This window comes from Candidatus Nitronereus thalassa, assembly GCF_032191465.1.
Taxonomy (GTDB): domain Bacteria; phylum Nitrospirota; class Nitrospiria; order Nitrospirales; family UBA8639; genus Nitronereus; species Nitronereus thalassa.
In genome coordinates this window covers 2,873,923-2,888,532 of record NZ_JAQOUE010000001.1, presented here as the reverse complement: position 1 = coordinate 2,888,532, position 14,610 = coordinate 2,873,923, and the positions used below count along the sequence as shown (strand labels likewise).

17 protein-coding genes are annotated in these 14,610 nt (G+C 47.9%); 11 read left to right on the top strand and 6 right to left on the bottom strand.

Translation table 11 applies throughout. The features are described 5' to 3' along the window. Nucleotides 1-113 precede the first annotated feature (113 nt). From PPG34_RS12930 to PPG34_RS12905, 6 genes are all read left to right on the top strand, one after another. Nucleotides 114-1,235, top strand: coding sequence for a KamA family radical SAM protein (locus tag PPG34_RS12930; protein ID WP_313833791.1), 1,122 nt, complete (start codon nt 114-116; stop codon nt 1,233-1,235). Then, the gene (locus tag PPG34_RS12925; protein WP_313833789.1) at nt 1,235-2,392 is read left to right on the top strand and encodes a 2'-deoxycytidine 5'-triphosphate deaminase; all 1,158 of its coding nucleotides are present in this window, start codon (nt 1,235-1,237) and stop codon (nt 2,390-2,392) included. Before PPG34_RS12930 ends, PPG34_RS12925 begins: the two co-directional genes overlap by 1 nt. Nucleotides 2,393-2,394: 2 nt before the next feature. Beyond that, nucleotides 2,395-2,856 carry a hypothetical protein gene (locus tag PPG34_RS12920; protein WP_313833788.1) on the top strand — a complete coding sequence of 154 codons (462 nt, stop codon included), beginning with the start codon at nt 2,395-2,397 and terminating at the stop codon, nt 2,854-2,856. Between the two features lie 65 nt (nt 2,857-2,921). Then, complete coding sequence (locus tag PPG34_RS12915) at nt 2,922-3,626, top strand: TIGR04283 family arsenosugar biosynthesis glycosyltransferase (protein ID WP_313833787.1); 705 nt, start codon at nt 2,922-2,924, stop codon at nt 3,624-3,626. After that, on the top strand, nt 3,610-4,362 hold the full coding sequence (locus PPG34_RS12910; protein ID WP_313833786.1) for a TIGR04282 family arsenosugar biosynthesis glycosyltransferase: 753 nt from the start codon (nt 3,610-3,612) through the stop codon (nt 4,360-4,362). The genes PPG34_RS12915 and PPG34_RS12910 overlap by 17 nt, the downstream gene beginning before the upstream one ends. Before the next feature lie 58 nt (nt 4,363-4,420). Beyond that, nucleotides 4,421-5,155, top strand: coding sequence for an SDR family NAD(P)-dependent oxidoreductase (locus PPG34_RS12905; RefSeq protein WP_313833785.1), 735 nt, complete (start codon nt 4,421-4,423; stop codon nt 5,153-5,155). An 81-nt stretch (nt 5,156-5,236) separates the two neighbouring features. Here PPG34_RS12905 and lipB read toward each other — a convergent pair whose 3' ends face one another. Further along, complete coding sequence (gene lipB / locus PPG34_RS12900) at nt 5,237-5,986, bottom strand: lipoyl(octanoyl) transferase LipB (protein WP_313833784.1); 750 nt, start codon at nt 5,984-5,986, stop codon at nt 5,237-5,239. 250 nt (nt 5,987-6,236) lie between these two features. On the opposite strand from lipB, the gene PPG34_RS12895 reads away from it, so the two are divergent. After that, on the top strand, nt 6,237-6,512 hold the full coding sequence (locus PPG34_RS12895) for a hypothetical protein (RefSeq protein ID WP_313834287.1): 276 nt from the start codon (nt 6,237-6,239) through the stop codon (nt 6,510-6,512). 1,003 nt (nt 6,513-7,515) lie between these two features. Here the strand turns inward: PPG34_RS12895 and PPG34_RS12890 are convergent. Then, nucleotides 7,516-8,046: a winged helix-turn-helix domain-containing protein gene (locus PPG34_RS12890; protein ID WP_313833783.1), complete on the bottom strand. Its 531-nt coding sequence runs from the start codon at nt 8,044-8,046 to the stop codon at nt 7,516-7,518. Between the two features lie 379 nt (nt 8,047-8,425). Between PPG34_RS12890 and rlmN the strand changes: the two genes are divergently transcribed. Together rlmN and larE are read left to right on the top strand one after the other, a co-directional pair. Beyond that, complete coding sequence (gene rlmN / locus PPG34_RS12885; RefSeq protein ID WP_313833782.1) at nt 8,426-9,526, top strand: dual-specificity RNA methyltransferase RlmN; 1,101 nt, start codon at nt 8,426-8,428, stop codon at nt 9,524-9,526. Then, on the top strand, nt 9,523-10,347 hold the full coding sequence (gene larE / locus PPG34_RS12880; protein ID WP_313833781.1) for an ATP-dependent sacrificial sulfur transferase LarE: 825 nt from the start codon (nt 9,523-9,525) through the stop codon (nt 10,345-10,347). The genes rlmN and larE overlap by 4 nt, the downstream gene beginning before the upstream one ends. A gap of 133 nt (nt 10,348-10,480) precedes the next feature. Here the strand turns inward: larE and atpF are convergent, their stop codons facing one another. The 4 genes from atpF to PPG34_RS12860 form a co-directional block, all read right to left on the bottom strand. After that, the gene (gene atpF / locus PPG34_RS12875; RefSeq protein WP_313833779.1) at nt 10,481-10,996 is read right to left on the bottom strand and encodes a F0F1 ATP synthase subunit B; all 516 of its coding nucleotides are present in this window, start codon (nt 10,994-10,996) and stop codon (nt 10,481-10,483) included. Nucleotides 10,997-11,008: 12 nt separating this feature from the next. After that, on the bottom strand, nt 11,009-11,239 hold the full coding sequence (gene atpE, locus PPG34_RS12870) for an ATP synthase F0 subunit C (RefSeq protein WP_053381401.1): 231 nt from the start codon (nt 11,237-11,239) through the stop codon (nt 11,009-11,011). Between the two features lie 106 nt (nt 11,240-11,345). After that, entirely contained in the window at nt 11,346-12,074 is a 729-nt protein-coding gene (locus PPG34_RS12865) for a F0F1 ATP synthase subunit A (protein ID WP_313833774.1), read from the bottom strand. Between the two features lie 37 nt (nt 12,075-12,111). Then, nucleotides 12,112-12,333, bottom strand: coding sequence for an AtpZ/AtpI family protein (locus PPG34_RS12860; RefSeq protein WP_313833772.1), 222 nt, complete (start codon nt 12,331-12,333; stop codon nt 12,112-12,114). A 168-nt stretch (nt 12,334-12,501) separates the two neighbouring features. Here PPG34_RS12860 and PPG34_RS12855 point away from each other — a divergent pair, with 168 nt between their 5' ends. Both PPG34_RS12855 and PPG34_RS12850 read left to right on the top strand, forming a co-directional pair. After that, nucleotides 12,502-13,098: a hypothetical protein gene (locus PPG34_RS12855; protein ID WP_313833771.1), complete on the top strand. Its 597-nt coding sequence runs from the start codon at nt 12,502-12,504 to the stop codon at nt 13,096-13,098. A gap of 62 nt (nt 13,099-13,160) precedes the next feature. After that, nucleotides 13,161-14,609, top strand: a complete 1,449-nt coding sequence (locus PPG34_RS12850; protein WP_313833770.1) for an anthranilate synthase component I family protein — start codon at nt 13,161-13,163, stop codon at nt 14,607-14,609. Nucleotide 14,610 lies beyond the last annotated feature (1 nt).

Below are 14,610 nucleotides of genomic sequence, written 5' to 3'. Positions count from 1 at the left end.
ATCCACAAGAGGATTTTTTGTCTCGCGTATGATACAACTCACAATCGATCCCATTGGCGACTCATGGGGCCATTATCCATTCACTACCATTTTTTACCTATAAGGAATTACTTATGGATGATTGGAAAAAAGTCCTAGCAGAGAGTGTCACCAAACCAAAAGATCTCGCCAAACATTTGGGCGTGGATCCGAAGGAAATCGAAGACGTGGTAGGGGCCTATCCCATGCGTATCACCCCCACGGTTCTTTCGACGATCAAATCACCAGGAGATGCCATTTGGAAGCAGGTCGTCCCTGAAGCTATTGAAATGGATGATTTCGATGCGCCGGATGATCCCCTGGAAGAAGATACGGATAGCCCAGTACCACACCTGGTGCATCGGTATCCAGATCGTGTTCTTCTTATGGTGACCAATCAATGTCCTATCTACTGCCGATTTTGCACACGTAAGCGTCTTGTCGGGAAACCCGGATTTTTGAAAAAGGGTGAATTAGATCAAGCTATCGCATATCTTCGGGAACATACGGAAGTGCGAGATATTATTCTTTCCGGGGGCGATCCCCTCTTATTGCCGGATCATTTGATCGAACGCATTCTCAAAGCCCTCCGCACCATTCCTCATTTGGAACTCATTCGTTTCGGCACCCGCGTCCCCGGCACGTTGCCGCAACGTATTACTCCGGAACTTTGTGCCATCGTCAAACAATATCATCCCATTTATATGAACTTACATTTTAATCACCCCGACGAACTGACCCCAGAGGTCAAGGAAGCCTGCTGGCGCCTTGCGGACGCCGGCGTGCCTTTGGGCGCACAAACCGTTTTGTTAAAAGATGTGAACGACGATCCGGAAATTATGAAGCGTCTCATGCACCAGCTCCTCCTTGCGCGAGTGAAGCCATATTATTTGTATATGGCCGATCTCACGAAAGGTACGAACCATTTCCGCACCACTATCGAAACAGGGCTTAAAATCATTCAGTCGTTACAAGGGCACACGAGCGGCATGGCCGTCCCGCACTTTGTAATCGATGCCCCTGGCGGAGGCGGAAAAATTCCTATTCTCCCCAACGAATATTTGTTGGATTTGGATGAAAAAGGCGCAGTCCTGAAAAATTACGAGAATAAAACGTACCATTACCCCCAACCCGACCAAAGCCGGTCGCGGGAACTTCCAATGGTGGGGGCCTCCTCGATGGGAGGACTTTGCAGCCAAGGAGCCATGGACGATTAATGGCGGCTACCCCCAAGCACGGCATCCTGCCTGACAAACACCTGAAGCAGCTGATTCAGGATGGCGCGATTAATGCTGATTCCCCTATTGGCCAAAATCAAATTCAGCCTGCCAGCCTTGACCTGCGCCTAGGCACCAAGGCATATCGGCTACTCAGCAGCTTTCTGCCGGAGCGTTCAGAAATCAGCGCACGGTTAAGCGTGCCGGATCTTTATCAGTCTGACTTGGTCATGTATGAAATGGACCTTACTCAGGGAGCGATTCTTGAAAAAGGCCATGTCTATCTCGTTCCTCTGCAGGAAAGCCTGGCCCTCCCACCCACGATTCGTGGACGCGCCAATCCCAAAAGTTCAACCGGACGACTCGATGTCTTTACCCGCGTGATCACCGATTTGAATGTTGGATTTGATGAAATTCGACCAGGCTATAAAGGGCCACTGTACCTAGAAATTGTCCCACGATCATTTACCATTCGCGTTCAAACAGGATTAGCCTTGAACCAGCTGCGTTTAGTGGCTGGACGACCGTCGGTTTCCGATTCGCAACTCAAAGCCCTGCATCGGTCTGCCCGGTTGTTGCATCATAATGAAGACAACGCCGAGGGTGATCAGTCACTGGCCGCACGAGACATGCGAGTCGACCAAGGCCTGTTTTTACGAATTGATCTCAAGGGAACAGACGATCAACAAAATATTGTTGGATACCGAGCCAAAAAAAATAGTCATATCATTGACCTGACAAAGATTGGCTATTACTCCGCTTTGGACTATTGGGAACCTCTGTATCGCCATTCCAACCATACGTTGCTGCTGGAACCGGAAGAGTTTTATATTTTGGCTTCTAAAGAACGAATTAATGTCCCGGCTGGGTATGCTGCCGAAATGGTGGCCTACGAAGCCGCATGTGGAGAACTTCGGACCCATTACGCGGGATTTTTCGATCCCGGCTTTGGAGCAGGAGCGGGGCCGAGAAAAGGTACTCAAGTGGTGCTGGAGGTCCGTCCCCATGATGTTCCATTTCTCATTCATGATGGACAAACCTTTTTTAAAGTGCTGTATGAAAAAATGCTGGACACCCCTGATGAAATCTACGGCTCAACCATCGGATCGAATTACCACCAACAGGGTCTCACGCTTAGCAAACATTTTAAATGGTGATTATGACTGAAGATCCTAAACAGAAGGCCGAAACAGAAAGTCCTCCCGAAGCTCCTCGTACGCGGCAAGTGCCCGGTGTGCACATTGGACCACCCACTCCTGGAGGGGAATTGGATACCGAAACCCACGAGGCGCTTCAAATGACCGTGGCCATGAAAATGGTGGGTTCGGCCATGGTGTTTATCGGATTTATTCAAGTGTTTCTCTCGGCAAGCACCGGTGCCGAGATCACCATCTTCCCCATGATTTTGTATTTTGCCGGACTGGCTTTGTGGGCACATTCATCTGTGAAAATCCCCACTGTTCGCTATCTCGTCATCGGCTTTTCCACAGTCTGCGCCCTAGGGTTTTTACATTTGGGAGAAGTACTCTTTTGGCATAAATACGTCATATATTGGGGAACTATCGCCATGGTCGTCTTCTTTATGTTTCAAACACCAAAGAAACCGGCCAAGTCAAAATAAATCATGGTTCGTATCTCGATAAGAGAGAGAACAACAAACCACGCTTCATCCATCACCGCTTCTCCATGGCTGCATCCATTGCCATTATCATCCCGACCTTAAATGAAGAACGTGTCTTACCTCGGACCCTTCAGCACCTTGTACCTCACCAGTTCAATGAAGTGATTGTTGTCGATGGAGGAAGTCTGGACCGAACGATGTCCGTATTGACACACCATTTGACCGAACTCAACATGGTCGAGATACAAGTAATAGAGACGGATCGCGGGAGAGCGAAACAAATGAACGCAGGCGCTGCTGCCGCACGATCAGACATCTTGCTCTTTCTTCATGCGGATACGCAATTGCCTGATGGCTGTCGATCAGACATAGAACGAGTTATGAGTAATCCAGCATGTGTGGGGGGCCGCTTCGACGTGCAGTTTGAAAAAGATCGCGGTTGGGCCTGGCTCATCAGTCGGATGATGAATCTTCGTTCTCGATGGTCAGGTATTGCCACCGGAGATCAAGCCATATTTGTTCGGCGGGAAATCTTCAATTACATGGATGGGTACGCCAACATTCCCCTCATGGAAGATATCGAATTCACCAAACGACTGAAACAGTTCGGACATGTGGCTACGCTCCATGCGAAAGTCACCACATCCTTTCGACGATGGGAACAACGCGGGGCCCTCCCCACCATCATCCATATGTGGACCCTTCGATTGCTTTACTGGATGGGATTCAATCCACACACCTTGCAACAATTTTATGCCACGATCCGGTAAACTCTCCCAATCTCGACGACGCGGTTACAACAAACGAACCGACGCACCCTCAGGCCCCGCGGAAGACGCTCTCATAATTTTTGCCAAGGCACCTCTCCCTGGGCAGGTCAAAACTCGTTTGTGTCCCCCCCTCACTCCAGACGAAGCCGCCAGCCTGCATGGCAGCATGGTCATGGATGTTGCCGAGCATACACGCGACATCCGAAATCTGGACCGCTTCCTCGCCTGCACACCTTCATCAGAACATGGGTTCTTCCAAACATTGGCAGCTCGATATGGCGTGGTACTTTGTGAACAAGTCGGAAATGACTTGGGCCAACGCATGCACAACGCATTGGCAGAAGTTTTAAGCAAGGGCTATCGCTATGCGTTGGTCATAGGCACCGATATTCCAACGCTCTCCCCTAAAACATACAAAGACGCCCTCTTTCTGTTGAACAAACACGATGTAGTTATTGGGCCAACACATGACGGAGGATATTACCTCATTGGTTTGAAACAGCCGTCACCTCAGCTCTTTCAGGAAGTGCCATGGTCTACAGAGACAGTTTGTGCCCTTACTCAGTCCAAGGCAGCCACCCTTGGGTTGACCGTTGGACAACTCCCCACCGAACGCGATCTAGATACCTTTTCAGACCTTCACGGGATCATGACAGAAACCCCAAGGAGAAAAATGTCGACCCGGACGACGACCGTGTTACAAACACTTCTTCAACGTCATGGGCAACTATCATAGAGTTACCGAATTTAATTTGCATTGATAGGTCCCATTATTGGTGACAGGAGGAAACCTGATGAAATCAAAGGTAGCATTGATTACCGGGGGCGCCCGTGGCATTGGCAAGGGCATTGCCCTGACTCTGGCTGCACAGGGATGGGCGATTGCCCTCTGCTATCGGACCAGTCAACAGGATGCAGAAAAAACCTGTCAGGCAATACAAGCTCTTGGCGGACAGGCGCTTCCTATCCGTAGCGATGTCTCAGATCCCAACAATTGCCAAGCTCTGGTCCAGCAAGTTGAAGCGCAATGGGGAAGGATTGATGCTCTGATCAACGGCGCGGGCCCCTATCACCGAATCAATTTATTCGATGAAACCCCGGAGGGTTGGAATGAAATGTTTACTAACAATCTGCATCCGATATTTTATTTGGCAAAAGTCGTAACACCAGGGATGAAGACTAGAAAATATGGTCGCATTATTTCATTCAGCATGGCCAACGCCGACAAAATGGAGGCCCAGCCTATGGTGACGGCTCACTACATCGCCAAGGCGGGCATTCTGATTCTGACGCGAACGCTGGCCAAAATGCTGGCACCAGAGGGAATTACGGTTAATGCCATCTCTCCAGGATTCATCGATTCAGGGAGCGCTCCCCCCGGCGAACTCGACGGTATGGAGAAAAAAATCCCCGCGGGCTATGTTGGTAAAGTGAAAGATACCATCTCAGCAGTTCAATACCTGCTATCTGAGGAAGCACGATATGTCACAGGAACGAATATTCATGTCAGTGGCGGGTGGGGAATGTAAAATCGTGGTTGGTTCTTATAACCAACCTTACTTTCGCCAAACACGGAGAGGTCTTTGGCTTTGAAAGTAGCAGAATCCTTATCATCCTGAACGAGATGAAGAATCAGTCAGAAGAAATGGGATTTCTGTAATTTTTTCTGTCCATTCTATTCCAAACACTTCTGCGAAATGGTTTGCGATTTGGTCGCGGACTTTTTCTATTCCTGGATCACGGCCCAGCACCTCGGCCATCGAAGTTACCTGGCAGTTTTCAATTCCACACGGAACGATATATTGAAACGGCTCTAGATTCACGGTGGCATTTAAAGCGAAACCATGCATGGTCACCCCATGGGTAATTTTTACGCCCATCGCCGCAATTTTGGCTAAAGACCCATTGGAATTCTTTGGGTCAGCTACCCACACTCCTACAAACTTTTCCACTCTTTGTCCTATGATACCCCATTCCGCCAACACTCGAATGAGCACCTCTTCTAACATCCGCATGTAGGTCTTAGGACCAGAGCAATAATCCCGAAGCTTTAATATCGGATACCCCACAATTTGCCCTGGCCCATGATACGTCACCGACCCGCCGCGCTCGCTTTTTGTGGTTTGGATGCCGTGTGTTTGAGCGCTATCCAGCTTAGTCCGAAAATGTTCATCTTTTGCGGTACGGCCAAGGGTGAATATCGGTTCGTGTTCAACCAAAACCATGGTGTCCGACCGACGGTTGGCCGTCCTCTCTTGGCAAATGTGCCATTGGAATTGGCGAGTGACCGCATAATCCAATCTGGGGATCGAGAATAATTGACCAGTGGTTTTCTGAGAAAAATGAGGAATCTTAGACATATCGGGTTAAATAACAAACGGTACGTACTAAACCAATCTAAGCCGCTTTTCTTATTGAACACAACTCTTCGGCTCCTCTTATTTCACCCGCGCACACCTCAATGGAGATCTTTAATCGAATCAAATCATCCTAAAGAAAAACAAGACATGAAAGTTCTTACCATGAAACTTACAAAGGCAACTGTTTATCAAAACTCACACGAACACACACTTTCTTAAGAATTGGGAACGTTGGAAAGGAGAAGAAAAATTGTCAGATAACACAACGGCGGAAGAAGGTGGCCCTTCTTCCGCCGCGTATTCAAGGCAGGAGCGCCCTTACTTCTTTCTCTTTGGCGCCGCTTTCTTCTTAGCCGTTTTCTTTTTGGCTGGTGCCTTTTTCTTAGCAGCCTTCTTTTTGGCTGGTGCTTTTTTCTTTGCGGCCTTCTTGGCCGGAGCTTTCTTTTTTCTTGTCGGCAACAGTCTCACCTCCTTTCAGATCTCTTCCGACACCGTGTGGTTTCTTTGCTCACTCATAAAACAATGAGTGTGTACCACAATCGTTGGCTGTTACTTACTCTTTTAAAAATAATTTTTCAATCTTTTTTTACTCATTTCCTAAAAATCATTTTTCATGTGATCAAATAATTTTTGATCACGTTTCAAAAAGTTTGCATGCTTCATTCGCTTGCAACCCCTCTACGTTGAAAAAATTTCATCATAGAAATTCATGATCGAAATTTTCTTTTCATCGCTTGAAAAATTTTCTGAGCTGCTCATCGAAAAGAAAATTGATGAATCAAAAAACGTATTTGGAGATAGGGTAGATCATGGCTCCCCATTTAAGGTGCGATAGATATTTTGCTGAAATTCATGAATCAGCCCTATTTATGAGGCCAACCAGCGATACCACTATTCAAGGACAACAGTTCTCCCCATCGCCCATTCATTTGAAGTTTCGTATTGATGATAGAATCCTAGTTAGTCAAACATTGCTTCCCAGGAAATCTTTTGAAGAAAGGAAAAATTAAGAAGAGTCAGCTGGGAGTAGAAGACTCTACTCCCAGCGACATGTGGAAGATCAAATACACTACTTTTTCTTGGCAGGTGCTTTTTTCTTAGCTGTGCCTTTTTTCTTGGCAGGTGCTTTTTTCTTGGCCGCCTTTTTCTTGGCCGGTGCCTTCTTCTTTGTCGCCAAAACGCTCACCCCCTTTCCCGAATAAAAGTGAAAAACTATCCCACGGTCTAATTCATCTCAGAAAAAAATTGAACTTTCTTCTTGACTATATTCACCTTCATAACCTTTTTCGCGTTCCGCTCCCACTATACTTTTCTACAATCCTGTCACTTTTAGTAAAAACATTATGAGCAGGTATCTCTTCTTTCAAAGGAACTCGAGATTCGCTGAGAATACTTAAAGGTGATAAATGATCAAATTTCGTACCGATAGATTGGTTCATTGTGTGGATTTTGTGAAAAAAAGTTTGTTTGGCTACTGACAATTCACTCACCTCCCTGTGAGTGACAACATCCTCGCTGACGAGGATTTCTCACACGGCCCGCGTGAGGGACCGATCTTGTTCATCAAGACCCTCGAAGGTATTGGGCGCGACTTTTCGAAATCGTGGATCACGCTTTAACGATGTTGAAACCGAGGTAACTGGGGTTTTCCCACGAATTTGCATGCCCCCATCCAAAAGGCGTTGGTACAATTCTTTGGCATGCATGGGTCGCTTGGCCTCACGAAGAATTTTATAGGCAGCATCCGACACGTTCATTCCAACGTATTTGCTTCGGCCAAGGAGAATTTCCCGAGATTGGTCAGTTACGTCCGTGACCGGCATTGGCGCATTCCCCGTTTCATCCGTAAGGATTTGGCTCGAGAGGCTGGCCAATTTCGCTTTATCGGCTTCCACTCGATACAGGGTTTTTGCCAACTCCAAGTATTTCTCAATGGTCGCAATTTCTTCATTGAGCCGCTCCCTCTTTTTTTTTAGATCCTTGACCTTGGTTTCATACGCAGTTATCCGCTGCTCCAAGCCAACTACAATATCCTTCATTTCGTCTTTATGATTGTCCATAAGCAAGCTTTAAATATTTCTTGCTTGCTTTTATCACCGAAAAATAATTGTGTCAACAAAAAGTATTAAAGAATAATTGAATTTTTATATTTATTTACTTGAGTAAACTTAAAAAAATCCATTACTTTTCAAACAACAATTGAAATAATCACACTGTTTTCATCCACAAGAATGACTAACATTTACTACGTATTGATAGATAAACTTATAAGCCAATATCTGGTGTTGGCAATAGATCAACTACTATTAGTTGGATTGAATTGAATTTTGATCAAAATTTTTATGAGAAATCGGGAATATCTCTCGCAAGATTGGAACATTGTGATAAAAATGAGGGATTCTTGTTCGAAAATCCTCGGTTATAGTAAGGTTCACCACCATGAAACCTTCTCAAAACTTGCCAATGATGGAAAACTCACGCCTAAATTTACTGGCAATGAATGCTCAGGAAATTGAGGCTTTGGTGGGAAAATTTGGGTGGCCGTTTTTTAAGACGAAGCAGATACTCCAGTGGGTATACCAACATCGGACAAGGGCCATCGAGTCAATGAGCAACTTATCAAAGAAAGACCGGCATCAGCTGCAAGCGGTCGCGGACATTGGACGTGCTCCCATACCGACTGTAACTGAATCCTGGGATGGAACACGCAAGCTTTTGTTTTCATTAGAAAATGGACTAATGATCGAAAGTGTCCTCATCCCTGAATCCACGCGCCTAACCTTATGTATTTCTACGCAAGTTGGGTGTACCGTGGATTGCGGATTTTGCTTGACAGGCCAAATGGGCTTAAAGCGTAATCTTAAGGCACATGAAATTGTAGACCAGGTGATGACGGCCCAAGACCTGCTGCACGACGGCCAACGCATCACTTCACTGGTCTTTATGGGAATGGGGGAACCCCTAGCCAATATCGAAGCCGTCACGGAAGCTGTGTCCCGGATCACAAACACACAATGGGGATTGGGGATTCCACCTCGGCGCATTACCATTTCCACTGCCGGATTGGCACCAAGGCTTCAGTCGATGGCAGGACTAGGTGTCAACTTAGCCATTTCCTTGAATGCCACAACCAATAAACAACGAGACTATTTAATGCCGATGGTGAATAAACTCCACCCACTACCGGAATTACTGCAGGCCTGTCGAAATTACCCCTTGGACCCTGGTCGACGCCTGACCTTCGAATATGTACTCTTACGTGGAGAAAATGATTCCCCCGAAGACGCTAATCGGTTAATCCAACTCCTTCGCGGCATTCGGTGTAAAATTAATTTGATTCCTTTTAACGAATTCCCAGGCAGTGCGTTTCGCCGTCCCTCCGACGCTGCGATCCAAGAATTTCAAAATATATTGCGGCACGCACACTATGATGTCTTTTTGAGAAAAAGCCGTGGGCGGGATATTCTGGGAGCTTGTGGCCAACTTGGAAATCTTCTTCATGAAGTTGCCTCGCCAATAATCCGACAAGGAGTCATATGAAGACTGTCACGCTCCCCACGATCATGCCAGAGCTGAAACAGAAAGCAGAAAAACTCCAATCCGTTTTCCGAGACCTGGGAACGGTCCTCGTGGCTTTTTCCGGAGGCATTGATAGCACCCTTGTCCTCAAGATGGCGAGGGAGACGCTAGGAGACCAGGCAATTGCCGTTGTGGCCGTATCTCCGACCTTTCCTTTAGAAGAACTCGAAGATGTACAACGTCTCAGCCAAGAAATTGGCGCCAGACTTATTACCGCACAGACCAATCAACTCGAGATCGCCGATTTCGTTCTCAACGATGCCTCACGGTGCTATCATTGCAAAACAGATTTATACGAACTTTTCCAACCCATTAAACGGGAAACGGGAATCGACACGGTTGTCGATGGGACGAATATGGATGATCTCGGGGATGACCGGCCTGGCATTCAAGCGGCTCGAGATCATGGTGTTCGCAGTCCATTGGTCGAAGCAGGGTTTACGAAAGCCGACGTCCGGCAGCTAGCCCAGCACTTTGGGTTATCAAACTGGAACAAGCCCGCAGCAGCCTGCTTATCATCACGTATTCCTCGTGGACTCATGATCACGGAAACCAATCTGCGGCGGGTAGAAAAGGCCGAAGCCATACTAAAACAGGAAGGCTTTCGACATGTCCGTGTTCGCGACCATGAGGGAATCGCGAGAATTGAAGTCGATCATCAAGAAATTGACCGCTTCTTCGAGACAGATCGACGGCAACGAATTTCCCAAAGCCTGAAAGGCTTGGGGTTTCGATGGGTGACCTTAGATTTAGAGGGATACCAAGTCGGCGGGGGAAATTAGGAAGATCAGGAACAAGAATTCTCAGGAGGAAACTCCTGTCCCTGAACTCATCGCTTCAAGATCTCAAAAAACCTTTCCTCTCTAAGGCCTAGTCGAGAGGGCACTAAACTATAACAAGACAGTACGAAAAGAATCAGGCTCGGCCAGACGCCGAATCTGCAGACACCGCTTGCAACGCTTCTTGCGCAAGACGGCGGCTGTCATCCCCGGACAAACTCCGCACTAACACTTTCTCCGCGACTAATAACGCCAGGTCCGCGGCTTCCCCTCGAATATCCTGAAGAGCTTTCTGCCGTGCGCGTTCGATCTCTTGCGTGGTCTCAGCCTTGATCCGTTCCGACTCAGTACGAAGGCGTTGCTCATTTTCTTCCAGCATCCGCTGGGCCTTGCTCCGCGCCTCAACTACAATGGCTTCGGCTTCTTGCGCGGCCCCACGCAACTTGGCTTCATACTCCTGTAGCCTCTGCTCCGCAGAGGTCCGATTCTGTTCGGCTTGATCAATACTGTCACGAATTTTTCGCTCGCGGGTTTCGAGCGCTTCGAGAATGGGAGGAAGGGCAAACTTGGACAAGACCCACAAGAGAATGCCAAAGGAAATCAGCTCCCAAAAAATCAGCGATGAGAAAAAATGAGAATCAAATTGCGGCATAACGTTCTCGTCCTACTTTCTCAGCCCCATAATAATAAAGGCAATGACCAATCCGTACAGCGCAATAGCTTCCACCAAGGCGAACCCAATCCACATGTACTTTCCTACACGACCTTCCGCTTCCGGTTGGCGAGCCACGGCTTCAATCATTTTGCCAAAGATATACCCGATTCCGACACCGGCACCCGCAAACCCAGCGGCGGCCAAGCCCATTCCCAATAATGCTGCAGCTGCTGAATCCATTGTGTTTCTATCCCCCTCGTAAAAACGTTAATAAACGAACATCGGTATAGTGCGATTTACAGAGTTTCTTTTACCAATATCAATCAAATTTCTCCATTCAATCCGTCTAGTGCAGATGGTAGGCATCCCCCATATAGACACAAGCCAAGATCGTAAAAATATAGGCTTGAATAAATGCAATTCCCACTTCCAATCCGTACAGCGCAATGGTAAAGGAAAAGGGCAACCAACCAATTAATAGCCCGCCGCTAATGGTCAAACCCACAAGCACTCCAATAATCACATGACCCGCGGTCATGTTGGCAAACAACCGGACAGCCAATGAAATTGGGCGAGCCAGTTGGCTAATCATTTCAATAATGACCATTAAGGGAACAATAAAGGGAGGCGTACCTGAAGGAATCAGCATGGCCTTGAGAAATTTGGGCCCATGGATTTTTAATCCCAACACAATGCTCAAAGTGTACATGCAAACCGCGAATACACCAGTCACCACAAGTTGGCTGGTGATCGTATAAGACCCAGGGATAAGCCCCAAAAGATTCGAAAACAAAATAAACAAAAACAGACTGGTGACCAGAGGGAAAAACCGCATACCCTCAGGACCCATCGTATCGTGAATGATCCCCCGAATAAACTCCACCATTAACTCAGCCACGCTTTGGAGTTTCGTCGGCACTAAAGACCCTGAAGACCGAGCCTTTGTCAAAAACAGAATGATGGCCCCAACCACGACTATCATCATCAGCACGGCCTTATTAATAGAAATATCAAAGCCGAGCAACGACAACGGAATGTAGGTATGGAGCTCAAAGGGATGAAGCGGATCTTCCAAGGGTACCCCTGCTTCGTAAATGTTTATGGACTAATGCTTATGAATCGTGCCACTTCTGTGCCGAACGGTAGGCATTTCGAATACCTGCCACCAGGCCTAAAATCAGACCAACAACTAATCCCCATGGAGTTGAGGAAAGGAGATAAGTATCAACAACCCAACCCAAGCCACCACCGACAATAAGGGCAGCAAGAAGGTCTGTTCCAACCCGCATGGCTTGACCCAATCCGGCAAACATTGGGTCTTGAGACGAAGACATAGTACTACCCCACCAATTCGGGCGGGCCATTCAAACAAATCCCTCCCAGGTTGTCAAGAAAGTATTTAGGAGGATCTGTTATCATTTGGTTTTGATTCTCCTCGGAAAAAATAAAGGGTTTCCTAATTCAGGGCATTCCCGCTATGATAATTTGGAGGGAGGGCGCCTATGCGTCGAATCGGCCTAATTTGTGTTTCCCTATGGATTCTGCCAATTTCCATCGCCTGGTGCGGTACGGACAAAGATCTTCAAGACCTTTCGGGCCAAGTGGTCCCGTTAGTCTCCTCAGGTCAGGCCAATTCATTCGTGGCAGGTGGAGAGCTATTCTCCAAAGGGAACCTCACCTCCCTGAGTGATATCCAATATACCGTTCAAGTTAAAAACCAAACCGGGGATCCGGTCATCGGCTCATCTCTCATCTTAGTGGTGGAACAGGTCATGGAAATCGCTAAAACCCGAGACGTGGCCGACCGGCTTGAAATCCTAGGCGCCGACGGACAAACTGATCAAGGAAAACCATTTTATTACGTGCCAACGGGAACCTCCAAAGACCTCGCTCCCTATGGGGTAAGTGAACCAATTCAAGTCCAGATTCGAAACCCCGACTTACTCCGCCTCGCGCCCCCAACCTTTGGCATCTTTGGAATCCGACGAACCGAAACTAAGCGAGTGGAAGATCTTCGCGAAGTCCTCATTCAAAAAGGCATCCTTTCACCGGATGAGGCAACGGAAATTCTCGGAACACCCACAACAGACTCCCCCTAACCCAAAACACCATGGGGCAACCTTTTCTTCTTCCACAGACATCGTCGCTCGACGAAACGCACTTGTTTCCATTGATCCATTCCAAACCTTTGCTCGGTCAACAACCTTTTGAGCTCTATCAACGTATTGCCTCACCTACGAAGCAATCGTTTCTGCTTGAAAGTGGAAAAGGGCCCAGGAACCTCGCGCGTTACTCCTTTTTGGGAAGCGACCCCTACCTCGCGTTTTCCGGAACCGGCATGACACATGAAATTCGCACGCAAGGTACGGTCACCCACGGAATTGGCGATCCCCTCCAGGCCCTATTCGAACATCTTCACCATTCAAGCATTCCCCGATCGACGAGTTTGCCCCCTTTTATCGGAGGAGCCGTCGGGTTTTTCAGTTATGATTGCGTTCGCCAATTTGAATGTTTACCAACCATCGCCACAAATGATTTACGCCTTCCCGACATGGAATTTCTTTTCGTGGATCTCTTTGCCGCGATTGACCACGCCACAGACATGCTTCACCTCATTTTCACTCCATCCCCCGAGCGGCTGCGATCTGAATCGCATGATGCGCTTCTTCGTGAAGGAAAAATTCGGATCGCAGAATTTGAAGCGAAATTAAGTTCTCCCCCAAACACCAATCTCAGTCTACCGCTTTTGGTGACACCTCGAGCTATTCACGCGAATCAAAGCCGGGCAGACTATGTTCAACGAGTTCTGCAATGCCAAGAATACATCGGGGCAGGAGATATTTATCAAGCGAATATTTCCCATCGATTTTCCATTGACTTGGACCAAAGTACTGGACAATCCACTCAAGAAGCAGGACACGCACTGTACGCCAAGCTGCGAAAGGTCAACCCTTCGCCATTCTCGGCGTTATTGACCACCGACCGACTGACATTGGTGTCTTCTTCGCCTGAGCGGCTTATCGAACTTCGAGGTAATCAGGCCACCACACGGCCCATTGCGGGCACCCGCCCTCGAGGGAGATCCTCGTTCGAAGATCAACAATTCTCCGCAGACCTTCTGGCAAACAAAAAGGAACGAGCGGAACATCTCATGCTCGTCGATCTGGCGAGAAACGACTTGGGGCGGGTGTGCGAATACGGATCGGTCCAGGTCGATGAATTTATGACCGTGGAACAATATTCACACGTCGCCCATTTGGTCTCAGACGTGGGTGGAACCCTTCGTCCCACGTGCAACGCACAGGATTTAATCAAATCCATCTTTCCCGGTGGCACAATCACGGGTGTTCCCAAAATCCGATGCATGGAAATTATCGAAGAACTCGAGCCGGTCCGGCGCGGGCCGTATACCGGATCGATCGGCTATCTGAGTTGGACCGGGGACATGGATTTCAATATTATCATTCGCACCTTGCTCCTTTCGCAGGACCGCGCCTATCTTCAGGTCGGAGCCGGCATTGTGGCCGATTCTCAACCTCAACGCGAATACGAAGAGACCATGCAAAAAGCCCAAGCGCTTTTTCAGGCTTTGCGGGAATCCCCTCTCTAGC

Coding starts and splice junctions, on each gene's coding strand:
- PPG34_RS12930 (WP_313833791.1), top strand. CDS start 114: ATGGATGATTGGAAAAAAGTCCTAGCAGAGAGTGTCACCAAACCAAAA.
- PPG34_RS12925 (WP_313833789.1), top strand. CDS start 1,235: ATGGCGGCTACCCCCAAGCACGGCATCCTGCCTGACAAACACCTGAAG.
- PPG34_RS12920 (WP_313833788.1), top strand. CDS start 2,395: ATGACTGAAGATCCTAAACAGAAGGCCGAAACAGAAAGTCCTCCCGAA.
- PPG34_RS12915 (WP_313833787.1), top strand. CDS start 2,922: ATGGCTGCATCCATTGCCATTATCATCCCGACCTTAAATGAAGAACGT.
- PPG34_RS12910 (WP_313833786.1), top strand. CDS start 3,610: ATGCCACGATCCGGTAAACTCTCCCAATCTCGACGACGCGGTTACAAC.
- PPG34_RS12905 (WP_313833785.1), top strand. CDS start 4,421: ATGAAATCAAAGGTAGCATTGATTACCGGGGGCGCCCGTGGCATTGGC.
- lipB (WP_313833784.1), bottom strand. CDS start 5,986: ATGTCTAAGATTCCTCATTTTTCTCAGAAAACCACTGGTCAATTATTC.
- PPG34_RS12890 (WP_313833783.1), bottom strand. CDS start 8,046: ATGGACAATCATAAAGACGAAATGAAGGATATTGTAGTTGGCTTGGAG.
- rlmN (WP_313833782.1), top strand. CDS start 8,426: ATGAAACCTTCTCAAAACTTGCCAATGATGGAAAACTCACGCCTAAAT.
- larE (WP_313833781.1), top strand. CDS start 9,523: ATGAAGACTGTCACGCTCCCCACGATCATGCCAGAGCTGAAACAGAAA.
- atpF (WP_313833779.1), bottom strand. CDS start 10,996: ATGCCGCAATTTGATTCTCATTTTTTCTCATCGCTGATTTTTTGGGAG.
- atpE (WP_053381401.1), bottom strand. CDS start 11,239: ATGGATTCAGCAGCTGCAGCATTATTGGGAATGGGCTTGGCCGCCGCT.
- PPG34_RS12860 (WP_313833772.1), bottom strand. CDS start 12,333: ATGTCTTCGTCTCAAGACCCAATGTTTGCCGGATTGGGTCAAGCCATG.
- PPG34_RS12855 (WP_313833771.1), top strand. CDS start 12,502: ATGCGTCGAATCGGCCTAATTTGTGTTTCCCTATGGATTCTGCCAATT.